Genomic DNA, 25,503 nt, shown 5'->3' with positions numbered 1-25,503 from the left:
CCAGATCTAGTCCCTAGTCGAAACTTGAACGGGTGGGATTTCCTCACTCTCAGGAAAAAGTGTAGCTGCGTATTGCAAAGAAAAGGTTGTTACTGCAGGTATAACTTGGCTCGAATATCCTCTTAGTTTCCATCGCTAAATCCCCACTGGAATTCCATCGCATGAATCTTTTCTACCAAATCTGAAACTTTCACCGGTGAATCATCAGGTACTAAATCGCGATCGAGTATTTGTTGAGCAGTTGCCAAATCCTGACTTCCCGTAGCATCGCTGGTATGAAAGACTAGACAATTCACTTGACTGAGACGAGCCGACAACAGTTGCAAAAGAGCCATCAAGACACGATTACCACCGTAAGCTCCGCATCCCCAGAAGCCTGTATGAATAATCAAAGTTGGTGTTTGAGCCGACTCTAACTGTGACTCAATTCGTGCTGCAAAAAATCCAGTGAATGCTGTTTTAAGAATGTATTCAATTTGTGCAATGCTATAAGAACCCTCGCCATAGGAAGGAGCTTCTATCGCAATGATGTTTGTAATTGTAGGCGGGTTTAGAGGTTTTGTCGCTTGTGCGATCGCATCTGATGTCGCTCGTCCAAAGTTATTGCCGTAAAGACCAAAAGGTCGCCCCTGTCCTGAATTGCGATCGGTAGCGATCGCACACCTCCGTTCCACCCCACGAATCAGGATCGGGGTGGGTTGTTGACTCTCCACTGTTAATGGCTTAATGTTGGAATCTAGTAAAGCTTCTCGCAGTGAACTGAGTGCTGGATGTTCAGCTACCTGCATTTCGTCTTGGGCAAATAGCGAACCACCATAAGCACAAAAAAGATCGTAATGAGCGAAATTGAGATACCACTCCATCTCAGTGCTATCTTGGGATGGCTCGTACCCAAAGTATGCCTTTCGCTCAGAAATATCTGTCTGATGTTCCAGAGGAGAAAGATATTCTGGAAAAGGCATTGCGTACCATCGGGAAAATGCTAATTTACCCCGATGAGTGCATCCAGGCGGACAACAAATGTCATAAACTATTTGCTTGTTAGGGTCGTAAAATTTTGGTGGGTGAGAATTCATCAAAGCCTGCGTATCAAATGTCTGCCGACATATCAAGCTATCTAAGAAGTCGTTCATTGCTCTCTCCATTCCGTGATTAAAACACTTTTTTAATTAATAAATACGTTAACTGCAAAATGCTGTGGATGTCAAGCCCTACTAGCTCTTAGAACCTTGACTTCTTAAAGAAGTAGGGGTTTTAGGTATTCTGTTTTTTTACTCAAATTTTGATCGCCCAACCTCGGCGGTACATTCCATACAAAATCAACCACCAAAATAATACCGCAGTCACGGCAAATGCTAGAGAACCGTTCAGCAGCCCCGCCCACGGCACAAACCAGTTTTCGTAAATCCAAGTGTAAGTTGTCGGAGGATTTTCGCCGCTACCGATATGAGTTTTTAATAGAAGTCTGGCGACAATCCCGGAAGCAACAAACACGAAAATAGCATTCACTCCCATGATTTCAAACGGTCGCCCCCATTTCCAATTCCGCACTTCTATTGTTTCGTAGCAAGCTGCTAGCAATAGCAACGCCCAACCTGCGGTAAAAACCACATAGGAGCTCGTCCACAGTTGTTTGTTGATCGGAAATAAAAATCCCCACAAATGGCCGATTACTAGACAACTTAGGCCGCATATTGCTAAGTTTACACTGGTGCGGGTTTCGATCGGCTGCACGCGCAACCATTCCCCTGTAAAATAGCCGATCAGGACGGTTACAACTGCGGGTAAGGTACTCAACAATCCTTCAGGATCGAAGGGGCCGCCTTTGTACAGGTGTTGGCTGCCGAGAATTAGCCGATCGACATATCCTCCTAAATTTCCTTCTGGCGTGAGTTCGCCGGCAGTGTACCCCCCTACAGCGCCTGCGGTTAATGCAGCCCAATAGCCCAAAAGCACCGCAACAGCGAGCAGTTTTTGATGGCGGGGGGAAAGGTTAAGAATCGCGATCGCACTGATGAAATATGCTAAGCCGATGCGCTGCAATACTCCCATGATGCGGATTTTACCGAAGTTTTCCGCTGGGGCGCTGTTGAGAAGTACGTCAAGGGCGATCGAAGATGTATTTAGCAGCAATCCTAATATAAATAAAATCGTGGCGCGGCGCGCAATTCGCCAATAGATATTTGTTTCTATTTTTGTAGTAGTTTCAGTATATTTTGACAGCGAGAAAGACATCGCGCAGCCCACAATGAACAAGAAAAACGGAAATACTAAGTCTGTCGGGGTGCAGCCGTGCCATTCTGCGTGATCTAGCGGTGGATACACCTGTTCCCAACTACCGGGGTTGTTGACTAGAATCATCGAGGCGATCGCAATTCCGCGAAAAACATCAAGGGATTTTAAGCGCATAAATTAAGTTATTTGTTCACCGTTCACTGTTCACCGTTCACCGTTCACTGTTGACTGTTGACTGTTGACTCTTCACAATCTTAGCTGATGCCCAATGCCCAATGCCCCATGCCTCATACCCCATGCCCCATGCCCTAAATTTCAATTCCTTCCAAAGTCATAATGACAGCATTCTTCATCAACATATCGCAGCGATCGGCATAAAAAGCTGCTGCCTTATCATACTTGTTGACTTGCAACACGCGCAAAAACATTTGCCTTGCTTGCGCGAATTGTTGCTGGTAGTGAAAAAAAATTCCCTGTTCAAAATAAGTTTGAGTTTGTGCTTTTAGTTCGATCATTGTAGCGGAGTCGCCATCATAAATTTCAAATACAGCCACAGGTGTTTGTTTTCCTTTGACTTGAACGCGATCGAGAAACCGACACTTATAATTTTGTGGATCGTCTATTCGACAAAGAGTCTGGACGCTAGCGACAATACCGACTCCGTAAAGCTTTGTCAATCCTTCCACACGCGCGGCTAAATTCACAGCATCAGAAATTACCGTACTTTCCATCCGTTCCGCTTCGCCAATAGTACCCAACATTAAAGTTCCCGTATGCAAACCAATCCCTATCGAAATAGGTTGATATCCGCTATTTTGCCTGTGTCTGTTATAAATTTTAACTTGCTGCTGCATCTCAATTGCCGCTTGAACCGCATCTTCAGGACGGTTAGGAAACAAAGCCATAATTCCGTCACCAATGTATTTATCTATAAAGCCGTTATACTGGCGGATAACTGGGCCAACTCGGCTTAAGTAAGAGTTGAGAAATTCAAAATTTTCTCTAGGAGACATACTTTCTGACAGACTTGTAAATGAGCGAATATCGGCAAACATAATCGTCATTTCCGCCTGTACAGAGTCTCCCAATCTGGCATCAACAATGCTTTCAATTTTGAGAAACTTTAAAAATTCGCGGGGAACAAAGCGGGCCGAAGCTATTGCAATCTTTTCAAGTTCGCTTTTGCTGGCTTCGATTTGAGTCAGGGCGCGAAATGCTCTCAGCGTTGTCACTAATGTGGTAAATAACTTTTTGTTTGTGAGTTCTGTTTTAGTTTTGTAATCGTTAATATCGTAGCTGACAATTACAACATCTTCCGGCACTTGTCCCGGCTGTCCGGTTCGCAAAATAATTCGCACTATTTTATTGTCTAAAATATCGCGGATGTATTTTACAACTTCCAAGCCTGCCTCTTCTGTTTCCATCACTACATCCAGTAAAATCAATGCTACATCTGGGTGGGCTTGGATCATTTCTTTGGCTTCTTTACCAGAAAAAGCGCTGATAAATGTGAGGGATTTGTTTTCAAATGTAAATTCATTTAAAGCTAGCTTTGTAATATTATGAATTTCTATTTCATCGTCTACAATTAAGATTTTCCAACTGTCTGGAATCGGTTGTTCTTGAACCTCGTCTTCTTCCGCAAATATTAATTCATCGTCGCCCAACGCTATTAATTCGTCATCGTTCGCAGCGAATAGTTTTTTACTAGCTTCTGACATTAATCCCTCTCCTAAATAAAATTCTATTAAAACTCGTGTTATAATAACTAATTACTAATTTTAGCTGGAAACTCCATCATAAATCTTGTACCTTTGTTCAATTGACTTTCGCAGGTAATTGTACCTTTGAGTTTTTGCGTAACGAGGTTATAAATAATGTGCAGTCCCAATCCTGTGCCGCCCTTACCTCTTTTGGTGGTAAAAAATGGTTCAAAGATTTTACTGAGATTTTCTGGGGAAACTCCTTTGCCGTTATCTGCATATTCAAATATTAGCCGATCGCCCTCTAGCTTAAAATCAAAAGCCAGAATCCCTTCGTCTTCTCCATCGTAAGCGTGAACCAGGGAATTAAACACCAGATTTGTCACAATTTGACACAACACACCAGGATAACTGTCCAGTACAATATTTTCATCGCCTTTAATCTCTATTTTGTGTTTAGTTCTTCTTAGTTTGGCGGTTAAAGATGTCAAAATCTCCTCAAGATAATTTTTTAGGTTAAACGTGCGTTGTAATTCGCTCGACTGATCTACAGCCACTTCTTTAAAACTGTGAATCAAGTCAGCCGCCCGCGTCAAATTTGATAAGATCATATTACTGCTTTGCAGGGCCGTATCCAGGAATTTTTCTAACTCAGAGCGTTTAATTTGACCCTTGCTGTAAAGCTCAAAAAACTTTGTAACTTTTTCCGCCAGCAGCGAAGCGGCGGTGATACCGATGCCGATGGGAGTGTTGATTTCGTGAGCAACACCTGCAACCAAACCACCAAGGGCGGCCATTTTTTCCGATTCTACCAGTTTCTTTTGGGCCGATCTTAAATCTTCTAAAGTTTGAGAAAGCTCGGAAGTACGCTGCTGTACTAATTTTTCGAGATTCTGATTGAATTGCTGCAAGTTTGTGTAAAGTTGGGCGTTTTCTATCGAGATAGAAATTTGAGAAGACAGCAGTTGTAATATTTCTAACCTTTCTGGCGTAAAAGCGCCTGTAGTCAGATTGTTTTCTAAATATAGAATGCCGCTTAGTTTACCTTGGTGGATTAACGGAGTACAAAGAATTGATTTAGGTTGAAAAGCAATTATATAAGGTGCGTGAGTAAATTGTCCTTCGCGGCTGGCATCATTTAAAACTATACTTTCCTGGGTGCGGGCGACGTAGTTGACAACTGCAACTGACAGCAAAGTTTCTTCTCGCTCTTCATCTACAAAATTTATAGGAATTGATTGCATGACAGCAACGCGATCGGCATCCACAGAACCCGATGCTTCAATAACCAATTTACCATCTTTTTCTAGTATTAAAAATCCTGTTTCTCCTCCGGCATTTTCAATCACAATTTTCATCATCTTTGCCAGTAGTTTATCGAGAACTATTTCGCTGGCTAATGTTTGTGAAGCTTTGACTGCGGTTGTCAAATCTAGCACCCCTGCACTGTCGCTCGTAGTGCAAGCGCTGCTGGTAGATTTGCGAGTTTCGATATTAGTTGAAATTGAGGCTAAAGTTAGCCACTGCGGGTATTTTGATTCCAAATGTCTTACTTTGGCTTGTGCACCCCAGCGCTGATAGCAATAACGCGCTTCTATCAAGTAAGTCTTAGCAATTCTTTCTCGTCCTATGGATAAATAAAATGCTCCCGCTAATTCTGCTGCGAGTGCTTGTATTTGTATGTATTCGTTTTCTTGAGCTCCGGCAATTGCACGGTCGTAATATTCCATTGCTCTGACAATATTACCTAGAGTTTGCGCTATTTCTGCTTCGATCAAGTCGCATTTGTGCTGGAGGTTCATCGGCGCAGAAAGTGATTTTATTTGGAGTTTTCTGAGGTTGCTGCTGGCGTAAAAAAGATGCTCTTCTTGTTCCTCATTTGTTGCTCGTGGATATGCTGCAAGTCTTGCGAGAGAATCGTAAAAATGGTATTCAGGAACATTAATAAAGCCCGCAACTCCATCTAAATAAAGCTCGGCCTGTGCTGCATTGTCTAGGGCTAGCTCAATATCTCCAAATAAATATGCTAGTATTAACTTTTGCAAATAAAAGTGCTGTAAACCGACGCGATCGTTAGCTTTCAATAGCAGTCGTAACAACTTTTCTTCGCTATAAGTTTCACATAACAAAAGATTGGAAGTGTCCGCATTGTCCATCAATTGCCAAACTGTTTTCTGATATATTTGATTCCAAGTCAATACCGTTTCTTGCTTGAGTTGAAATAATAAATGGTTATAATTAGCCATTTTTTGTTCTAGTGGCATCAATTCTTGACCGATGAAATAGAAAGACTGACAAATATTTACCGCCGCATATCCTATGGATTCTAAATCACCATTTTCAAGGGCGCTTTGATAGGCTTCTTCTAACAGTGGCAAAGTGTCCTTAACATGATGGTTGCCGTGCATCAAAACGAATGCGACTAAATTAAGAACCTTACTTTTAAATTCTAAAGCATTTAGTCGATCGATCAAATTTAAAGCTAATTGACCAAAGCGATCGCCTGATTCAACATCTCTAATTATTCCTTTTAAAATTACTCCGTAATTAGCATAACCCAAAGTTGAAAAAACCGAATTTCCATAGTTAATGGATAAATTAACTTGCTGGCATACAATCAACGGTAACAGCAATGGTTCAACTATAAACGTAGCCGAAAACATACTGGAAAGCACGCGCATAGTTGCTAAGTTGCGCGGATTTGTCATCACAGGTAAGTTCATTAAATCTTCTATTTTTTTGCCTGTTAAATAAGCTGAAGTTTGGGCCATTGCTTGCTGAATGTGGAGGGGAACTGGCGACTCTGGCAAGTTTATTCCTAACATTTTTAGTGCTTCTCTACCAATTTGTACAGCTTCCTGCAGTTTTGTTTGCATCGTACAAGCTGTGATTCTGATTTCAAATATTTTGATTTTGTCTAGTTCATTTTTTGCGTGTTTTAGGACAATTTCTGCCCATTTTTCCATTTGTTCAAACTCGGTATTGAGGTAAGTGGCTTCTGCGGCTGACTCGTAGAGTGCCAGAGTCAAATCGTAATCGGTTTCCCAACTTTGCTGCAGAAGCAATTCAATACCTGCGGTTAAATATTTGACGGCGAGTTCGTAAGCTGCACTGGCTTTTGCTTTACGACCTGCAATTAAATTTAATTGGCATAATTGAAATTTTTCTAATTCACTGCTGATGATTTGTCGGGCTGCATTGAGTTGGTTGACTATATCAAAAACATAGTTTTCTAATTGCTCTGGAGGTGCGTTTTGTAGCAAAAATCTGCCTATTTTGAGATGATTTTCTTGTTTTTGGGGTTCGGATATTAAAGCATAAGCTGCTTGTTGAACTCGTTCGTGCAAAAATTTATAAGTTGCGTTAGCAGAATCAGCGATTGGTAGGGACAATTCATCGGTAAAATCTCTAGATATTTGGTCGGTTACTTCTGTAGTTGCTGCTAGTGCGAGCGGAATTTTGTAGGCGTTATTCACGGGCACAATCAGACCTGACTGAAGAGCTTCCCAGAGGTCTGCTGCTGCGGAAACTAGAGATTTTCTACAGATTTTTGAGATAATTCCTAAATCAAATTTGTTGCCAACACAAGCAGCTAATTTTAGTAGTTCCTGGGTGGTTTCTGAAAGTTTCTGAATGTGATCGATCATTAATTCTACAACATTGTCAGTTATTCCTATTTCTTGTATTTGCTCGATATCCCACTGCCACTCACCTGCAATTTCGCATTTTCTCAAAGCTGGATATGCTTTTTGAGGATTCGACTCATAAATGTTAGGTTCGACTATATCGACAGAAGTATCGGAAGGTGTAAATTTGTATTGCAGCAATTTTTTTGAGTAAATATACTTTAAAAGTTGAGTTAGAAAAAAGGGATTGCCTCCTGTTTTTTGGAAAAGCAATTCTGCTAAATCTAGTGATTTTTCTGGCGAGCAGCTCAGACTATCTGCAAGAAATTGATTGACGCTGGTAATATCTAAATGCGAAAGGGATATTTCGCTGAAATTTCCCCCTGCTTTTTTAATTGCTTCGACGGTCAGCATTACAGGATGGTTTGCGTTAAGTTCTTGTTTTTTGTAGGCTCCAATGATTAATAAATATTGATTTTCTAGGTTTGTTGCTAGCAGTTGGATCAACTTAAGGGATGCTGAATCTACCCACTGCAAATCGTCGAGAAAAATTACTAAGGGGTGTGCTTTTTGAGCAAAGACTCGAATGAATTTTTGAAATACCAAATTAAAGCGATTTTGAGATTCATGTAATCCTAAGTCTGGCACTGGGGGCTGCGGCCCGACAATCATTTGTACTTCGGGAAGAACTTCAATAATTACTTGGCAGTTTCCGCCGAGGGCATTTAATATTTTTTGTCTCCAAACTTGAAGTTTGGCAGATGTTTCTGTGAGAATTTGGCGCAATAAGTCTTGAAAAGCTTGGATCAAAAAAGCGTAGGGAATATCGCGCTTAAATTTTTCAAATTTGCTATCTATAAAATACCCGTTTTCCCGCAGGATAGGCTTGTGAATTTCATAGACCAAGCAAGATTTTCCCATACCTGCAGAACCGGAAATTAATACTATTTCTGTATTTCCCTGTCTCATCCTATCGAAGGTATCGAGAAGCAGATTAACTTCGGCTTCTCGCCCGTAAAGTTTTTGGGAAATTTGCAGGTTACTTGACCTATCGTGTTCGCCGAGGGTGATGTGAGAAATTTCGCCGGTGGTTTCCAGTTGAAAGAGACATTTTTCTAGGTCGCACCCAAGTCCGAAAGCACTTTGATATCTGTCTTCGGCGGTTTTTGCTAATAGTTTCATGACGATATCGGAAACGACTTGAGGAATTTCGTCGGTTTGTGATTGATTGATTATGCCTTGGATTTTTTGTTTTTGATTCTCACAAGGAGCAAGTGGTTTTTTGGCAATATGGCAATGTACTAATTCCATCGGATCGATCGCACTAAAAGGCACTTCACCGCAGAGCATTTCATAAAAAGTGATGCCGAGAGAATAAAAATCGGTGCGGTAGTCGATCGCCCGATTCATGCGGCCAGTTTGTTCTGGCGACATATAGGCGAGGGTGCCTTCGAGTAAATTGGGATGGTGGAGGGCGGGGTTTTCGCCCGGTAGCAGGGAGGCGATCGCAAAATCAGCAAGTTTGACATCCCCTGTCTCGATATTGACAATAATATTGCTCGGTTTAAGATCTTTGTGGATGATGTGGTGTTCGTGGAGTTGGCTGAGAGTTTCTGCTAGTTTGATACCGATTTGCAGAAATTGTTGTAACTCTAGCTGGTTGTTGGTGAGAAAATTTTTGAGAGAAATGCCGCCAAAATCTTCTAAAATTAAAACAGGAACGTGATTGTATTTTTCGAGTTGGTAAAGCTTAACTGTTCCGGGCAAATTCAAATTTTTGAGGATTTCTGCTTCGTGCAGGAGTTGGGCTATTTGTGCTGGCGTTGGGTAGGGCTGCGCGAGAGTTTTGAGGATAACTGGTTTTTGTTGTTCAAGCTGTATCCCTCGATAAATAACTGTGCGATCGTTTGTATAAATTTCTCCGTCTATGCGATATCCCGGAATAGTAATCATGCTGCGAATGCGGTAGTTTTTAAGTACAGTTGGGGATTGAATATTTGAGATCAAAAGATGGGAATAATCTCGCGTTCGGTCGATTAAACATAATAAAATTGGTTTGATTGCGGACGGTTGTCTGCACTACAAACCTTTTTTGTTACGGCAATCGATAGGACATAATATAAATGATAATCTTAGCAACAAATATTTAATGATTGAAACACTTATTATAGTCCTTATTTTCTGACGATTGGCGAAGTAAAAGGAGGCATAAACTCCGGCTTCTGCGTTACCAGACAGAGCATGGTAACGAGAAAGCATGGTAACAAGAAATGATGATTTTAGATTGTCAATTGTCAATTGAATAAGTGGGTATGAATGATGAGATAATGGTTGAGATATTGCCGGGGGCACTGTGAAGTAATTGTAAATCAAGATCGCATTAAGAGGGCTGGTGAGTGCATAAGTAAACAAGCTGCGATCGGGACTGAGGCAAAAAGTGGTTTGAGGCGCTATTGAGACAGTTTTCGGTGCTGGCGGCACGCTCTACAGGCATTTAAATTGTATATTTCAATGACCTATTCCCGTTGGCAGTCAAATCCTGTCCACCCTTTCCTGTTCTCTATTCGGGCTCTCTCTCCATATTCTTCTCAAAGATAACAGACAATTTAGATGCAAACAAAACTTATGTGCCAGTGCCAAAATAAATTGGTGGGTGCAAATCAACAGCTAAAATTTCAAAATCATGCAGAATATAATTGCCTCAAATCCAGCGAATGCTACCGATCGCGCTTTTGGTACCGCAGAGATTAAACTACTGGTACTAGATATCGACGGCACGATCGCAGGTTTGTCAAATGACATCCGACAACCCGTCAAGCAGGCAGTTTTGGCTGCCGAGTCGCGGGGAGTGAAAGTGGCCATCGCTACGGGCAGGATGTACAAATCGGCTTTGCGTTTTCACTCAGAAATTGGCTCAACTTTGCCGCTGATTTGCTACCAGGGCGCGTGGATTCAAGATCCAGCTACTCAAAAGCGACTGCGACACTTGCCGCTGTCGAAACAAACTGCTCTGCAACTATTAGAGCATTTTGAAGCACTGGATTACCGATCGCTCCTTTCGATCCATTTCTATATTGACGACAAACTTTACGTACCGGAAATTACAGCAGCTACCCGCATTTATGCCGAACGATCGGGCATTGAACCAATTGTAATTCAAGATTTGCGGCGAGATCTGCCGGGGGAACCGACGAAGGTTTTGGCTTTGTGCGAGAATCCAGAGGTACTCCACGGCTTGCTCAGCAGTATGCGGAAACGCTACACGCCTGCGGAGCTTTATTTGACTCAATCGGTGGCTACTTTTTTTGAAGCTACGCATCCTTTGGCGAGTAAGGGAGATGGGGTGCAGTATTTAGCCGAAAAAGTTTTGGGTTTGCAGTCGGCTCAGGTGATGGCGATCGGCGACAATTTTAACGATCTGGAAATGATTTCCTACGCGGGTGTGGGCGTGGCGATGGGGAATGCTCCTGATGGTGTGAAGGCTATTGCTGATTGGGTTGCGCCGGATGTGGAGGAAGATGGGGTGGTGGCTGCGATCGAACAATTTGTTTTGGGCGCGAGCTGATATTGTTTGTGGAACCAGCCGGAAAGCCTGTGATCTATGGTTCGTAGTGGGGACTGAAGTCTTCACTACGAACCTAAGAGTGTTTATTTAAGGAAAGCAAGAAGACGCTAAGAGTGCGAAGGAAGAGTTGAAGGGGCCCGTTTGCAGATATTCTGGATGCGAATTGTAGATAGTTGAAAATTCTTAAAAGTGGCTTTCCACAGAAAAAGCACCGACGACTGGCCGTGTTTCGTCTCGGTGCTTTCTCTGGTTCGCTCCTCACACGTCCATCAATATAGCCGACTCGCCCGAATGTGTCAAGACTTTTTAGCAAAGTTTTTTTTGAGTCTTTCCAATCCGGGCGGCGGGTGCGGTGGAGTGAGGCAGAACCTTGGCTGTGCAAGGGTTTTGCTCGATCGCCTTTTTCTGGCATTCCCCCGAAAAATTTTAGTTCAATTCCTGCAGCCAGTCCAAAATCAGAGCGTTGACTTCACTGGGCCGCTCGTCGTGGGGACAGTGGCCGGTGTTGGGAATTGAAACAAATTTCACTGGTCGATCGTTGGCCGCTAATTCTTGGTAAATTTTGCTGCCGGCGATCGGCGTCCAGGGGTCGTCTGCACCCCAAAGTACCAGTAACGGACGATCGACCTTTGGCAGCAATTCTGACGGTTGAGGGCCTGCTGGGGCTGTGAGAATGGAAGCGAAAACTTGTTGAGCTCCGGGCTCGCAGGAGGGCGCGTGCAGGAGTTCTACAAGTTCGTCGGTGATGGCTTCGCGGTTCCCGTAGACTTGACGCAGGGTGTTGCGGATGCGGTGTTTTTGGCGGATGTTGTTGAAGACAAACGGGCCGATGACGGGCGATCGAACTAATTTAGTAAAAGTCCCCATCACTACTCGCAGCGGGAAATTCAGTTCCTCCGGCCGGTGGTTGAGCCCGCCGGCACAGTTAATTAACACACCGCCGGCTGATATTTCTGGATGGTTGGCGACTACCATCAAACTCAGCAAAGCGCCGATCGAATTTCCGACAAATACCGCCGGTTCCTGTACCAATTCTGTCCAGAAATCTGTCAGCAATTCTTCCCACAATTCCAGCGTATAATCAAGCGCCGGTTTGCCAGAAGCCCCGAATCCCAGCAAGTCCAGCGCAAATACCCGGTAGCCCTCCGCCGCGAGTGCGGGGATATTTTGCCGCCAATGTCCGATCGAAGCCCCAAACCCGTGAATCAAGATCAGAGGGCGGCCGGTTCCTTGGACGGTATATTGAATTTTGTGACCTTTCCAAGTCCAAATCAGCTTCTCAAAACTCGTTGCAGATACTAGCTGTTGTGCTGTCACGACTCTAAATGTAAATTTTCGTTAACTTCTTCGATCGTAGCAGCACAATCCCGATCCGGGGCTGGCTTTGAGCAACGTCTCACAAAAACATTATTCCCAATTCCTCATTGCCCCATTCCCCATTCCCAAGGAAAACGGTCAACTGTCAACTGCCAACTGACTACCTTTTTTCTAGCAACCAATAAGTCCTCATGTCCCCCTTACCTTTCACCGGAATTACGCCTCGCATCTCCAACAAATACTTATCTTTTAAAAGCTCGTAAGTAACATCAGTAACTTGAATTCTGCCTGCAAAACCCGTAGCCTCCATCCTCGCCGCCACATTCACCGTATCTCCCCACAAATCATAAGTAAACTTGCTAACACCAATCACTCCCGCCACCACCGGCCCGGAATTGATGCCGATGCGAATTGCCAGTTTTTCTCCTGTCTCGGCCGACAACTTGGCTATTTTTTCCTGCATTCCCAAGGCCATGTGGGCGATCGCCCCCGCGTGGTCATGTCTCGGCGTAGGCAATCCCCCGACTACCATGTAAGCATCACCAATAGTCTTGATTTTCTCCACACCGTACATTTCAGCTAACTGGTCGAAGTGAGAAAAAATCACATTCAATCGCTTTACCAACTCCGTCGGAGACATTCTCACCGACAGTTCAGTAAAGCCAACAATATCAGCAAATAAAACACTTACATCGGCAAAACTGTCGGCGATCGTGCTTTGCTGGGCTTTCAAACGTTCTGCTATTGGTTTGGGCAGAATATTTAACAACAATTTCTCGCTTTGTTCCTGTTGAATTTTGAGTTCTTCTTGCGCTAATTTCCGCTCTGTAATGTCAGAAACAGTACCCTCATAGTACATTATAATTCCTTGTGAATCCCGAACAGCACGGACATTTTCTGATACCCAAATCCGGCTACCGTCCTTGCGACATACGATAGATTCAAACCCCGAAACGGCATTTTCTGCATCCATAGCAGTCACGAATTCCAGGCGGCGTTCCGGGTTAAGGTATAGTTGTTCGGCAATATTTTCAATACTAGACATCAGTTCTGCTGGCGAATCGTAACCGTACAATTTTGCCAAAGCTGGATTAGCGCTGAGATAGCCTCCAGAAGGAGTGCTTTGAAAAATACCTTCCATCGCATTTTCTACAATACTGTGATATCTTTCTTCAGCAATTCGCAGCAATTCTTCGGCTTGTTTGCGCTGAATTAAACCACCTAATTGAGTGCCAACCGCATTGAAAATGTCTATAAAGCGCGCGTTTTTCGGAGAAGGCAAAATTTGAAAAAAAACTAGCACCGCTAATACTTCATCGCCTACCAAAATCGGCACGCCAAAACCTGCTTTAAATCCGAGTTCTTGTGCTACTTCACTTCGGAGAAAATCCGGGTAGCCCTGGGAAATATCTTCTACCCATTCTGGTTCCTTGGATGCCCAAACTCGTCCCGGCAGCCCGATATTCATGGCAAATGTCAGTTGTTCGCTTTGGGTGCGGAAGGGTTCCATGCTGGCGTTACTCGCATACCAGCCCCTGGCAGATTGCAGCAGAGTTCCTTCTGCATTGGGAATCCAAGCTTCTCCTACATCCCATCCGATTGTTTCGCCAAGTTGGTGCAGGATTGCTTCTAAAGCTGAGTGAAAGTCTGCAGCTTCGCCGATCGCCCGCGTCGTTTCCAGCAAAAACCGGATTGATTCTTCCGCCCGCTGCCTTTCCACGATTTCTTCCTGCAATCTGGAATTGCGATCGTGCAATTCCCTAGCTTGCTGTTGCAGTTGCGATTGCAACAAACGCAAAGACAGTTGGCTTTCCACGCGGGCGAAGACTTCTTCTACTTGAAACGGCTTAGTAATATAATCTACTCCTCCTACTTGAAAAGCCTTAACTTTTTCCATCACGTCATCTAGCGCACTAATAAAAATTACTGGAATATCTTTAGTATTTTCAAATTTTTTCAAATTTTTACAAACTTCATAGCCGCTCATTTTGGGCATATTAATATCTAATAAAATCAAATCTGGAGGAGAGATTTGTGCTGCTTGCAGAGCCATTTTGCCGTTAATCGCCTTCCTAACTTGATACCCGTAGGATTCTAGCATAGTTGATAAAAGTCGTAAGTTGTCCGGCATATCGTCAACGATCAGAATGTCTCTAAGAGTCGCTGCTAGTAATGGCTCGTTCATCATAATATAATTGAGTTAAATCGATAATGATATCTATCCGAAAATTATCGACTAAATCTGTTAAAGCATTAGCGAGATTTGCCTCAGTTTCGGGAATTTGAGCGATCAGTCCGAGGATGCGATTGTCGTCAACGCAAAGTGCTGCTCGGTATAAATCGACCACCCAGTCTGCGGGCATTACACTCAAATCCTCGGTGGTCAAACTTTGAACCTGTCGGGGTGCTGAATCAGAAATAGATGAGTTTTCTTCCTCATAAATATAACGCAGATTCAGGTGATGCGCTATCTTTTCAAATAGTACCTCTTCCCGAAACGGTTTACAGATCAAATCGTCACAACCAGCAGACAAAATCATTTGTCGCTGCTCGTCAAAAGCACTAGCAGTCAGGGCAATAATTATTATTTCTCTACCTTCTGGAGTTTGCTTGATCTGTTTTGTAGCTTCGTAGCCGTCCATAACTGGCATCAGCATATCCATCAAAATCAGGTGCGGCTTCCAAGTAGACTGCAAAGCAACTCCTTCTTTACCATTAATTGCTTCGCGGACTTCAAATCCGAGCGGTACGAGGAGCTGAAACAGCAGTTGGCGATTTTCCGTTACATCTTCAACTATTAATATCCTATAGGTTTGCTGTCCGGCTTCTAAAGCAATAACTGGTTTAACGGCAGGTTTTTCTTGTTCGTCACTTTCTGTTACGACGTTAACGCGGATATTAAAAGTAAAAATTGTGCCTCGATCCAGTTGACTTTCAACAGCAATGTTACCTCCCATAATCTTGACGAACTGTTGGCTGATTGGCAATCCTAGCCCGGTTCCCTGCATAGACTTGCGACCTGTTTCTGTTTGTACGAATGGCTGAAATAATGTAATAACTTCAGACGGAGAAATGCCAGGTCCCGTGTCGGCAATTTCAAAATGCAATTGGGCTTCTTCTTGTCCGGCGGCGTTATTTTCTACTTGGCTGCTAACGCACAAAGTAACGGTTCCATGTTGAGTAAATTTAATGGCATTGCCGATCAGGTTAATTAAAACTTGTCGCAATTTCGATTCGTCTGTTTCAATGTACTGTGGCAAATCGCCGATATTTTCAAAGATGAGGCGCAACCCTTTTGAGTTAGCTTTTAGTTGCAGCATTTCTCTGAGACTACTGAGAAGATTGTAGAGGTTGAAGCGGCTTTGATTGATAGTAATTTGACCTGCTTCTATTTTGGACATTGACAAAACATCATTGATCAGTTCCAGTAAATGTTCGCCGCTGCGGTTGATAATTTCTATGTATTCTTTTTGTTCTTGCGTGATGGAACTGTTGCGGGCCATGACTTGCGAAAAACCGAGAATGGCGTTGAGAGGCGTGCGGAGTTCGTGGCTCATGGAAGCGAGAAATTGGCTTTTGGCGCGGTTGGCAACTTCGGCGTTTTCTTTGGATTTAAGTAGTTCCATTGACTGTCTTTGAGTGCGGGCGAGCAATTCTGCTTGCTGCAATGCTACTCCTAGCTGAGTGCCCACATGAACTGCAACGTTGATTTCAGATTCGCTCCACTGGCGGGGAGCTGAATTTTGATAGGATGCTAGCAGTCCCCAGAGTTTTTCGCCGCAGAAAATTGGCACAGTAATGTAGGATTTTGCTTGAAATCTTTCTAATAGTTGGATGTAGCAATTATTGAATCCTTGCTTGTAAATATCGGGGACGCAAAGGTAAGTTTTACTTCGGCTGTAGGCTCCGCCAGCAGTTTCTTGCAAATAAGTATCGCATACTTTTTGGGAGGCAATCTCGAATTTTTTAACGAGGCATTGTTCGTTTTTTAAAGCACTTTCAGTAAATTTAGAATCTACATGCTGTACTTGCATGAAAGAAGTCCACTTACTATCAACTGATTCTGCTACAAATTCGCCGCTCCAGTCAGGATTGAAACGGTAAAGGGCGACTCGATCGCACTTCATGGTTTGGCGCAATTCTCTGGTCGTAGTTTGAAAAATTTCTCGGAGATCTAATGTCTGGCGCATTCTTTCAATGATTCGCGCGATCGCTCTTTGTCGCAAAGCACTTTCTTGCAGTTCAGTTTGTGCTTGCTGGCGTTCCGTAATATCTACAGCCATTAAAGCGATGCCGATCGCTGTACCGTTATCGTCAATTAGCGGAGTATTATACCATTCGCAAACGATACTTCTACCATCTTTTGTAAGAGTTTTGTGGGTAGTGCAACTGGCACAAGACTCCGCATTAATTTTGTTGCTTAAAATTTGAAATATTTGGTGGTAATAGTTGTTTGGAACGATGAAATCTGGGACATTTTTGCCGATAACTTCTTCTGTGCTGTAGCCAAAAAGTTTTTCGGTAGCCGGATTCCAAGTGATAATTTCTAAATTCAGGTTTAATTCAATAATTGCGATCGGCGTTTGCTGCAATAAAAATGAGATTCTTTGCTGCGATGCTAGCAGTTTTTCGGCCGCTAATTTGCGGTCTGTGATGTCATTAGCGGTACCGAGAATTTGTTTGGGTTTACCGTCATTTGTTCTGAGAAATACTGTATCCCAACTGTGCATCCACCGCCATTCGCCGTTTTTGTGTTTCATGCGGTATTGACATTCAATGACATCGCCGTCTTTGGCTTGCTGCACTTTTTGGACGCTTTCACAAAAAGCTGGCAAATCCTCGGGGTTGAGCAGATTTGACATCATTTCTGTACCCATATCTTGGATTTCTAGGGCGGAGTAACCGAGCATCACCGCAATTTGACGGTTGCAGTAAACATTCCGCTGTTCTACTAAATCGTAAACGTACAATAGGTTGGGATTGGAATCGGCGATCGCCTGAATGAAGTGCTGGCTTTCTCGGAGTGCAGATTCTGCTTGTTTGCGATCGCTAATATCTCGCGCTACCACAATCACTGATTCAGCAGAAAGCACAGAAATTTTAGCGTCGAGCCAAACTTCACGCTCTCCGACTGTATAGCTATATTCAATATTGATGCTTTGCTTCGTCTTGAGAACTTGTTTGACGGTATTTAATACCAAATCTGCTGCAGGTTCCGGTAAGATTTCGTGGGCGGTTCTGCCAATCATTTCGGTGGGAGATTTCACCAAATTTACCGCTGCTGTCGGGGCGATTTTGATGCAGCGCCCTTCTGCATTTCTCACTAAAACTATGTCAGTCATGGCGGTAAAAATCGCCCGCAATTCTGCTTCGGATTCTTGCAGAGCTTGTTCGGCGCGGACGCGGGTGCGAATTTCTGCTTGCAACTGTTTATTTTGCCGATCGAGCTGCGCGAGTCGTTTTTTTTCTCGCTCGATCAGTTTAGCTTGAGCGATCGCAATCCCTACTTGACCCGCCACAGCTTCTAACAAGTCAATTTCATCTTTTGTCCATTCGCGTTGGCGATCGCACTGGTGCAAACCAATAGCGCCGTTTGCCATCCCTTGGTAGGAAGTGCGAATTGCCAGCATCGATTTCAACCCAACCACGCGGCAAATCGATTCAGCAGCTTGCAAAAAAGGATCTGAGTAAACGTCGTTGGAGGCGATCGCCCGGTCTTGGATCATCATTTGTACGACGTGAGGATTGCCCCAAATTGGAACGATGACGTTCCGCATTGATTCCCACTCAGGTTGGAGATACTCAGCCGCCAGAGGAAGATCGACTTGGGGGCTAGTAACGTAAGTATGAATCAAACAGCGATTGACGCGGAATGCCTGACCGATTTGAGTTGCAGCCGTTTGAAAGATTTTTTCCGGCTGCAAGCTCGATCGAATTTCTTGAGTGATTTTTGCAATCAGCAACTCTCGCTGAACTTGCCGTTCTAAAGCAGATTTAGTTGAAGCCGATTCTATTTCTGCTTGCTTGCGATCGCTGATATCAAAAAATACCCCATACCAAACAATATCGCCATTGTCACGCATTTCTGGTCGAGAATTCGATTGCAGCCATTTGAGTTTGCCCGATGGCGTAACAATCCGCCATTCACAAGCAAAGGGTTCTAAAGTTCGAGCGCTCTCGCAAATTTTTTGCTCCAGATATTTTAGGTCATCAGGATGATTTTGATTGCAGCATAAATTATAATCTTTTAATATTTCTTTGGCCTCCAATTCGTAAATATCCCGACAAGCGTAACTGATATATTCAAATTGGAAACTTCCATCCGATTTTCGCATAAATTGATAAATAACTCCCGGTATATTCACCGCCAATTTCTGCAACCTTTCTTGGCTTTCCCGGAGTGCTGCTTCTGTTTGATTGCGAAATTTTACCTCTCGTTGCAGTTCGGCATTCTGCTGTTTTAATTGTTTCGATAGCTGTTGTATAGTCAGTTGACTTTCAATCCGCACCAAAAATTCTTCTACTTGAAAAGGTTTAGAAATGTAGTCAACACCGCCCACTTCAAAAGCCTTGACTTTCTGACAAGTTTCATTAAAAACGCTCAGAAAAATCACCGGTATTTCGCGAGTATTTTCGTTAGCTTTCAGTCTTTCGCATACTTCGTAGCCGTTCATTGTTGGCATAGAAATATCTAGCAAAATCAAGTCTGGAAGAACGGCAAATTTAGCATTTACCACCATTTCCCCCGAAATTGCCCGCTGAACTTTATACCCTTCTTTCGTCAATATATTTGAGAGAAACCGGAGGTTATTGGGTCGATCGTCTACAATTAAAATATGAATTGTTTTTTTGTCGAGCGCCATATTATGTCTTGCCATTGGAAATTTTAGCGTGTTGACCGGAGAGAGATTATTTAATCAATCAAGTATTTTTGTGAAATAAAAATTATCATATTAATTTTTATTCCGCTCAGCAAATAGAGTGTTTTTTTGAGAAGTTGGTTCCTCAAATAACGCACTTTGTCTACGAGCAATCTTTGGGGAGCTAAGCTTAAATTTGCAACTCAAATCAACCGCATTTTGATTGTATTTTAGTGCCACAATAAATCTAAGTTTTCTTGGAACAATTAAATTGCCTAAAAAAATCATGAATTAGCCACGACCGGCCCAAGAAACTGGGTACGAGAACCCAAGCTTCTAAACATTCAGCTACCACCTTCAAAAGGTTTGAGCAGAGATACACACCTAGACGCACCCTGATGCGAAACAACCCGGTTTTTTACTTTTGCTCCGGGCTGCAATGTGTGTATTGCTGTGAAAAAAACGCGGTTTCGAGACACCCGTGCCTAAGTCTTAAGATAGTTGGCAACTAAGAGTATAGCGGTTCTCAAGCGTGGTGAGGTACGCCCATAGCCCTATGCCCATAGTCCTAGGCCCTATCCCGGATAGTACCTCCTATGATAGCTCGAAAGGCTATATCAACTCTTTTCTCAGTCTTTTCTCTGCCAACAATTCCTTAAGTTTAGCAAGATTTTCATTGCTGAGGGATATTTTAATTTCAAGTTCTTGCTCAGCCTCCCACAGCAGCAATATATTATCTTCCCCCAGCGCAAACTCTGGATTGTTTAATTCAAGTGTTTGATATTTCACTTCGGGAAATCCTATGCGAATTACCACTTCTGATTCCAACTGAGGATAGAGATACAATTGCTGTTGCAGGTTGTCTAGTTCTAGTTTCTGAACTGTGGTGTTGCGTTTGACAGGAGAATCGGGTTTGTACCAATAGAGAGTATCTTCGCGAATTTCAGGATTGACTATCACAAATGTTACGTCAAAACGCTGGGCTTGCCAGTGAATTTCGCTCATACCGCCAATTTGCGGAATCAGCCGCTCAACCCAGCTAATTTTTTTGCCGTTGAGGTTTTTCCACCACTGAGCGATACGATCGAAGTTCTCAGCATTTTCGGGGTTGTTGCTGCCGGACTCCCAGACTGTTTCTAGTTGCATATACAGGTTCTCCAGCGAATTTAAATTTGAGGTTGCAGGCTTTCAATTGGACTTCTCCTCCAAAAGCCTGTAAGCGAACGGGCTCGAATAGGGCGATCAACAAGAATTATTCGATTCGTCTATTCGTTCTACAATCATCGTCATGGACCTACCAATTATCTACCACGAAGATTATGTTGCGCCACTGCCGCCCGGTCACCGCTTCCCGATGGCAAAGTTCGGGCTGCTTTACGAAATGCTGCGGTTGGATGGGGTAGCAGAGCGATCGCAATTTCACGCTCCGGAACTTTTAGAGTCAGAATGGATTCAGCTAGTCCACGATCGCGATTACATTCAAGCTTACTGCAACGGAACGCTGGATGACAAAGCTCAACGCCGAATTGGTCTGCCTTGGAGTCCGGCCCTGGTCAACCGCACTTGTATCGCCTCCTCCGGGACTGTGCTAACTGCTAAGCTTGCTTTAGAATGCGGTTTGGCTTGCAATACTGCGGGCGGAACTCATCACGCATTCCCCAATTACGGCTCTGGTTTTTGTATTTTTAATGATTTGGCGATCGCCTCTAGAGTCTTGCAAAAAATAGGTTTAGTTCGCCAAGTTTTAATTGTCGATTTAGACGTGCACCAAGGAGACGGAACCGCTGTAATTTTCCAAAATGACAGCAGTGTTTTTACATTCTCAATGCACTGCGAGGTCAATTTTCCTGGCACCAAACAAAAGAGCGATTTAGATGTAGCTTTGCCTGTCGGTATGGAGGACGACGAATACTTACAAACTTTGGCTAAATACTTACCAGATTTACTCTCCGATGTCAAGCCAGATTTAGTCTTGTACGATGCCGGAGCTGACACTCATCAGGCCGACAAACTGGGAAAATTAGCTTTAACTGATACCGGGTTATTTCGCCGGGAAATGCAAGTTTTATCTACTTGTTTAGCTGGCGGTTATCCCGTTGCCTGCGTCATTGGCGGTGGCTATTCCGATGACGTGAAGGGGTTAGTTTACCGACATTCGCTGCTGCACCGAGCGGCAAGTCAGGTTTACAGGCAATATCGACTGTGATGCAGAGCGGCGGGACTTCGGAAATATGGCACAAAAAACAGTCTTTCTCACCAAAACCAATAAAAATACTATTAGTCATCGCTCCAGCTTGCCAGAGCGGTACAACTTGAGCTAAAAAGTTGTTAAACCCACAAATGCACCTATGTCCAATGCCAGCGAGCCCAATCAACCCTATCCACTGCTGGTTGTCATTGTTAACTACCGAACCTCTAGTTTGACAATAGACTGCTTGCGCTCTCTAGTTACCGAAGTGCGATCGCTCCCCGGTACGCGGGTTGTAGTTGGCGACAATGCTTCAGGCGACAATTCTACCGAAGAAATACCAGCCGCTATAGCCACATTCGGCTGGAGCGAATGGGCTTCCTTCGTTCCCCTAGAGCGCAACGGCGGATTTGCCTACGGGAACAACGCCCTGATCCGTCCCGCCCTTGAATCCACCAATCCCCCCCCTTACATCCTGCTGCTCAACCCAGACACCGTAGTTCGCCCAGGAGCTCTGAAAGCACTGGTTGACTTCATGGACTCCAACCCCGAAGCCGGCATCGCCGGCAGCCGCTTGGAAGACCCCGACGGTACTCCCCAGCAGTCAGCTTTTCGGTTTCACAATCTATTGACCGAACTAGATTTTGGTTGGCGGACGGGCTTGCTGTCCAAGTTATTGGCAAACTGGGCCGTAGCGCCTCCTATTTCCCAAGAAATCTGTCAAACAGATTGGGTGGCTGGAGCTAGCATGATCGTCCGTCGCGAAGTATTTGAAAAGATTGGCTTGATGGATGAAGCTTATTTCATGTACTGCGAAGAAATGGACTTTTGTCTGCAAGCTAACAAAGCTGGCTGGAGTTGCTGGTACGTACCTGAAAGTCGCGTGGTTCACCTAGTAGGTCAAAGCTCAGGTGTCACTGACACCAAAAAGCCCCCTAAGCGACTGCCACAGTATTGGTTTGATTCCCGGCGCAGATACTTTCTCAAAAACTACGGCTTGGTTTACACAGCGTTAACAGATGTATCCTGGGCTTCGGGCTTTGGAGTCTGGAGGCTGCGCCGCGTACTTCAAGGTAAGCCAGATGGCGATCCACCAAAATTACTGACGGATTTTGTCACGAATAGTGTATTTTTTAAAGGAGGTAAGATTGAAGATTCAAAAAACTTTTAAATGGTATTTGTAAATAAATCAAAGCAAAAAAGCCAGGTCGCTCCTGGTCAGTCAAAGATTGCTTGATTCACCCAGCATTCATATTTGAAATAGAAGAATCCTGGTTGAACATCCTGAAAAAAAAGAGCAATATCTGACGATAGACGGCATCTATTGATAACTTAAATTAGACAGAATCTTGAGTACAGCTTATGGTAACGGAATCAAATTTAATCGCAAGTGAAACTCCAGTACAAAACTCGGAACAGGGATTGTGGCAGCAGATTAAAGAAGACTGGATTGCTCACGGTCGCGATTGGACAAAACCGGGATTTCGTGCCGTAGCAGTTCAAAGATTCGGTGTCTGGAGGATGCAGCTAGAACCAAAACTGCTGCGAGCTCCCTTGAGCATTTTGTATCGATCGCTCTACCGAAAAGTCCGGAATACTTACGGGATAGACTTGCCCTACACAGTCAAGCTCGGTCGTCGCGTGGTGATTGAACATCAAGGTGCTATTATCATTCACGGATACTGTACTATCGGTGACGACTGCATCATCCGCCAAGGCGTTACCCTGGGGAATCGCTACTTGGAAAAACCGCTCGAATCGCCTCAATTGGGCGATCGGGTGAACGTCGGCGCCGGTGCAAAAATTCTCGGCAAGGTCAACCTGGGAGACGACGTAAATATCGGTGCAAATGCTGTCGTTTTATCAGATGTTCCTGCTGGTCAAACTGCCGTTGGCATCCCTGCTAAAATTCTCAAATCCCGCCCTGTCGAAAACAATCCTTAAATTAGTGCCAGAAAAAGTGACCTTTCTCTTCTGTTACTTAAATAAACTAGAGATCTACCGCCTCTATAGCGATAGATGCTTTTACGCAATTGTGGAGTTCTTTGGCAATTGTGATTGTTGCACAAAGAGTGCGATCGCCACTGCTTGTTTGTAGACATCAACTCGTCAACTAAATAATTATAAGTTGACCGTCTAGCAATCTTGTGTGAATTGTGAATTTGTAGGGTTATTGCCTCGCCGTGCCTACCCGAAAAACCTGGGAAGCTACAAAAACAACATTACAACTCAAATAGGATTGCTAGAGAATTGAAAAAAATATTGTTAATCACCAACCAGACAAGATATAATGACAATTATGTAATCTTAATTGTCATTCATATCTTATCTGTTCTTTTGCACAAATAATGGTTCAATCAATAACTACACCTGTCGTTTCTGCCACCGAGCCAGATTGGAGCCGCGAAAAACTTCGCCAGTGGTGGGATCCTAGTCGCCAACTTCTAAAATCTATCCGCAATTATCAAAAATGGCAGCATCAAGGTGGAATTTTAGGGTATTTTTTCTCCCGGTTAAACGTAATCGAACATCAATTTTGGAGCATTGTAGCTGGAACTGACATCCCTTTGAACTGCAAAATAGGAGGGGGACTCGTTATGGTTCATCCTAATGGCATAGTCATTCATCCAGATGCATCTATTGGCCCGAACTGTCTAATTTTTCAACAGGTCACAATTGTTTCTAATGTCAAAATTGGCGGTCACGTCGATATCGGTGCAGGAGCAAAAATTATTCACTCCATAACGATCGGCGACCACGCTTTGATAGGTGCTAATGCTGTAGTTCTTTGCGACGTACCACCGGGCGCAACCGCAGTCGGAATACCCGCAAAAATTATCCCCAAAAAACCCTAAGCCTGAAAATGCACTCCTAGAAATATTCGCAGGAAAAAGGAAGTTGCAGAGCAAGGATTCTTTCAGATGATTGTCCTATTTCCTAAAACTTCAATTTCTCCTGCACCAAATTTTTCCGCCGGCACGCTACTTTTTATCAGGTAAATTTCTCGGCTTGCTGGCGAACACTATCACCCATCTGCGATCTCAACTCCGGCGAAAAAGCAAGCTTTCGCAAGCTTTCCACAAGAGCATCAGAGTCGTAGGGTGCTGCGACTAGCCCATCTGTGCCGTCCCGGACAATTGCGCCCGCTCCCATAGGTGAAGTGAGCACTGACAACCTGTGAGCCATAGCTTCATAGGTAACCACCCCACTACCTTCTTCAAGACTCGGAAAGGCAAAAATGTCAGCTTCGTCATAGACCGCGCCAACATTGGTGGTGTAATCCATATGAATTACATCAGAGCGTCCTAAACATCACACATTCCTGATGGTAATCACTGCATCCATCAGCTCGAATGTTGCACAGGAGTGCCAGCACCAATAAATCCTATGCTGCTTGACGAAAGTCTTTTAAGTAGTCGTGCAAAATTAATTACATAATATTTCGCCTGAAAGCCTGACCTAGCAAGAAGTTTTTATGTAATTAATTTTGTGTAGTTACTTAATCGTTCACTGTTCCTTAACAATACTTCGGACAGTTTTTTAACGGCCGTGTAAGCCTTACAGCCCACATTCCGCACCCCCAAGGGGCAGCGGTAGTGCTAAATATGTAATGATAGAGGAGTAGAATGTAGTGCTGATGCTTTCCTATCATGCCAGCCAGCCCCATTTGTGCGTCTTCTCAAAAAGTCAAAAATGGTCGTATCCATAACGGTAAACAACGGTTCAAATGCCATAACTGCCGACGACAGTTTGTAGAACAACCGACTAAAAAAGTAATTGCTCAAGCTTGCGCGTGAACTGATTGATAGATTGCTGCTAGAACGCATTTCCCTGGCTGGAATTGCCAGTGCAGCGCAGGTTTCTGAACAATGGCTCCAAACCTACGTCAACCAGAAATATGCCATGATGCCTCGAAGTGTGCAGGTGACGCAAAAAAAAAAGGGGAGGCTAACGATTCAATGCGATGAGTTGTGGTCATTTGTCGCTGACAAACGCCACAAGCAATGGG

15 protein-coding genes and 1 pseudogene are annotated in these 25,503 nt (G+C 43.8%); 7 read left to right on the top strand and 9 right to left on the bottom strand.

Annotated features, from left to right (window positions below; all coding sequences use genetic code 11):
* Positions 1 to 122: 122 nt before the first annotated feature.
* The 4 genes from QUA01_RS22455 to QUA01_RS22440 form a co-directional block, all read right to left on the bottom strand.
* Positions 123 to 1,133: a hypothetical protein gene (locus QUA01_RS22455; RefSeq protein ID WP_333092738.1), complete on the bottom strand. Its 1,011-nt coding sequence runs from the start codon at positions 1,131 to 1,133 to the stop codon at positions 123 to 125.
* A 142-nt stretch (positions 1,134 to 1,275) separates the two neighbouring features.
* Positions 1,276 to 2,409, bottom strand: coding sequence for an acyltransferase family protein (locus QUA01_RS22450; RefSeq protein ID WP_333092739.1), 1,134 nt, complete (start codon positions 2,407 to 2,409; stop codon positions 1,276 to 1,278).
* A 134-nt stretch (positions 2,410 to 2,543) separates the two neighbouring features.
* The gene (locus QUA01_RS22445) at positions 2,544 to 3,956 is read right to left on the bottom strand and encodes an adenylate/guanylate cyclase domain-containing protein (protein WP_333092740.1); all 1,413 of its coding nucleotides are present in this window, start codon (positions 3,954 to 3,956) and stop codon (positions 2,544 to 2,546) included.
* A 47-nt stretch (positions 3,957 to 4,003) separates the two neighbouring features.
* Positions 4,004 to 9,517 carry a trifunctional serine/threonine-protein kinase/ATP-binding protein/sensor histidine kinase gene (locus QUA01_RS22440; protein WP_333133227.1) on the bottom strand — a complete coding sequence of 1,838 codons (5,514 nt, stop codon included), beginning with the start codon at positions 9,515 to 9,517 and terminating at the stop codon, positions 4,004 to 4,006.
* A 730-nt stretch (positions 9,518 to 10,247) separates the two neighbouring features.
* On the opposite strand from QUA01_RS22440, the gene QUA01_RS22435 reads away from it, so the two are divergent.
* A complete protein-coding gene (locus tag QUA01_RS22435; RefSeq protein ID WP_333092742.1) occupies positions 10,248 to 11,129 on the top strand; it encodes a Cof-type HAD-IIB family hydrolase in 882 nt (293 codons plus the stop codon).
* Between the two features lie 426 nt (positions 11,130 to 11,555).
* On the opposite strand, the gene QUA01_RS22430 is transcribed toward QUA01_RS22435, so the two are convergent.
* The 4 genes from QUA01_RS22430 to QUA01_RS22415 form a co-directional block, all read right to left on the bottom strand.
* Positions 11,556 to 12,446 carry an alpha/beta fold hydrolase gene (locus QUA01_RS22430; protein ID WP_333092743.1) on the bottom strand — a complete coding sequence of 297 codons (891 nt, stop codon included), beginning with the start codon at positions 12,444 to 12,446 and terminating at the stop codon, positions 11,556 to 11,558.
* Positions 12,447 to 12,606: 160 nt separating this feature from the next.
* Positions 12,607 to 14,634: an adenylate/guanylate cyclase domain-containing protein gene (locus QUA01_RS22425; protein ID WP_333092744.1), complete on the bottom strand. Its 2,028-nt coding sequence runs from the start codon at positions 14,632 to 14,634 to the stop codon at positions 12,607 to 12,609.
* Entirely contained in the window at positions 14,600 to 19,309 is a 4,710-nt protein-coding gene (locus QUA01_RS22420) for a PAS domain S-box protein (RefSeq protein WP_333092745.1), read from the bottom strand. The genes QUA01_RS22425 and QUA01_RS22420 overlap by 35 nt, the downstream gene beginning before the upstream one ends.
* Positions 19,310 to 19,918: 609 nt before the next feature.
* Positions 19,919 to 20,452, bottom strand: a complete 534-nt coding sequence (locus QUA01_RS22415; RefSeq protein WP_194008380.1) for a hypothetical protein — start codon at positions 20,450 to 20,452, stop codon at positions 19,919 to 19,921.
* Positions 20,453 to 20,594: 142 nt separating this feature from the next.
* Here QUA01_RS22415 and QUA01_RS22410 point away from each other — a divergent pair, with 142 nt between their 5' ends.
* The 4 genes from QUA01_RS22410 (at position 20,595) to QUA01_RS22395 (ending at position 24,349) form a co-directional block, all read left to right on the top strand.
* A complete protein-coding gene (locus QUA01_RS22410; protein WP_333092746.1) occupies positions 20,595 to 21,512 on the top strand; it encodes a histone deacetylase family protein in 918 nt (305 codons plus the stop codon).
* A 142-nt stretch (positions 21,513 to 21,654) separates the two neighbouring features.
* Positions 21,655 to 22,665: a glycosyltransferase family 2 protein gene (locus QUA01_RS22405; protein ID WP_194070380.1), complete on the top strand. Its 1,011-nt coding sequence runs from the start codon at positions 21,655 to 21,657 to the stop codon at positions 22,663 to 22,665.
* Between the two features lie 191 nt (positions 22,666 to 22,856).
* Entirely contained in the window at positions 22,857 to 23,438 is a 582-nt protein-coding gene (locus QUA01_RS22400; protein WP_194070379.1) for a serine O-acetyltransferase, read from the top strand.
* A 404-nt stretch (positions 23,439 to 23,842) separates the two neighbouring features.
* Positions 23,843 to 24,349: a serine O-acetyltransferase gene (locus tag QUA01_RS22395; RefSeq protein WP_333092747.1), complete on the top strand. Its 507-nt coding sequence runs from the start codon at positions 23,843 to 23,845 to the stop codon at positions 24,347 to 24,349.
* 136 nt (positions 24,350 to 24,485) lie between these two features.
* On the opposite strand, the gene QUA01_RS22390 is transcribed toward QUA01_RS22395, so the two are convergent.
* Positions 24,486 to 24,779 (bottom strand): glycosyltransferase family 4 protein, encoded by a 294-nt coding sequence (locus QUA01_RS22390; protein WP_333092748.1) that lies wholly within the window; start codon positions 24,777 to 24,779, stop codon positions 24,486 to 24,488.
* Between the two features lie 365 nt (positions 24,780 to 25,144).
* On the opposite strand from QUA01_RS22390, the gene QUA01_RS27515 reads away from it, so the two are divergent.
* Together QUA01_RS27515 and QUA01_RS22385 are read left to right on the top strand one after the other, a co-directional pair.
* A complete protein-coding gene (locus tag QUA01_RS27515) occupies positions 25,145 to 25,291 on the top strand; it encodes an IS1/IS1595 family N-terminal zinc-binding domain-containing protein (RefSeq protein WP_442921611.1) in 147 nt (48 codons plus the stop codon).
* Positions 25,272 to 25,503, top strand: a pseudogene (locus QUA01_RS22385) (IS1 family transposase); the annotation flags it as partial. The gene QUA01_RS27515 and the pseudogene QUA01_RS22385, both read left to right, overlap by 20 nt.

Origin of the sequence: Microcoleus sp. S36a_B3 (genome assembly GCF_036700745.1) — a bacterium.
GTDB lineage: Bacteria > Cyanobacteriota > Cyanobacteriia > Cyanobacteriales > Microcoleaceae > Microcoleus.
The sequence above is the reverse complement of the archived record's forward strand: the minus strand, read 5'-3'. Positions and strand labels throughout refer to the sequence as shown.

Bases quoted from the DNA above. Each gene is read 5' to 3' on its own strand.
- QUA01_RS22420 (WP_333092745.1), bottom strand. From the start codon at position 19,309: ATGGCGCTCGACAAAAAAACAATTCATATTTTAATTGTAGACGATCGA.
- QUA01_RS22425 (WP_333092744.1), bottom strand. From the start codon at position 14,634: ATGATGAACGAGCCATTACTAGCAGCGACTCTTAGAGACATTCTGATC.
- QUA01_RS22440 (WP_333133227.1), bottom strand. From the start codon at position 9,517: ATGATTACTATTCCGGGATATCGCATAGACGGAGAAATTTATACAAAC.
- QUA01_RS27515 (WP_442921611.1), top strand. From the start codon at position 25,145: ATGCCAGCCAGCCCCATTTGTGCGTCTTCTCAAAAAGTCAAAAATGGT.
- QUA01_RS22390 (WP_333092748.1), bottom strand. From the start codon at position 24,779: ATGGATTACACCACCAATGTTGGCGCGGTCTATGACGAAGCTGACATT.
- QUA01_RS22395 (WP_333092747.1), top strand. From the start codon at position 23,843: ATGGTTCAATCAATAACTACACCTGTCGTTTCTGCCACCGAGCCAGAT.
- QUA01_RS22445 (WP_333092740.1), bottom strand. From the start codon at position 3,956: ATGTCAGAAGCTAGTAAAAAACTATTCGCTGCGAACGATGACGAATTA.
- QUA01_RS22415 (WP_194008380.1), bottom strand. From the start codon at position 20,452: ATGCAACTAGAAACAGTCTGGGAGTCCGGCAGCAACAACCCCGAAAAT.
- QUA01_RS22405 (WP_194070380.1), top strand. From the start codon at position 21,655: ATGTCCAATGCCAGCGAGCCCAATCAACCCTATCCACTGCTGGTTGTC.
- QUA01_RS22400 (WP_194070379.1), top strand. From the start codon at position 22,857: ATGGTAACGGAATCAAATTTAATCGCAAGTGAAACTCCAGTACAAAAC.
- QUA01_RS22455 (WP_333092738.1), bottom strand. From the start codon at position 1,133: ATGAACGACTTCTTAGATAGCTTGATATGTCGGCAGACATTTGATACG.
- QUA01_RS22450 (WP_333092739.1), bottom strand. From the start codon at position 2,409: ATGCGCTTAAAATCCCTTGATGTTTTTCGCGGAATTGCGATCGCCTCG.
- QUA01_RS22410 (WP_333092746.1), top strand. From the start codon at position 20,595: ATGGACCTACCAATTATCTACCACGAAGATTATGTTGCGCCACTGCCG.
- QUA01_RS22435 (WP_333092742.1), top strand. From the start codon at position 10,248: ATGCAGAATATAATTGCCTCAAATCCAGCGAATGCTACCGATCGCGCT.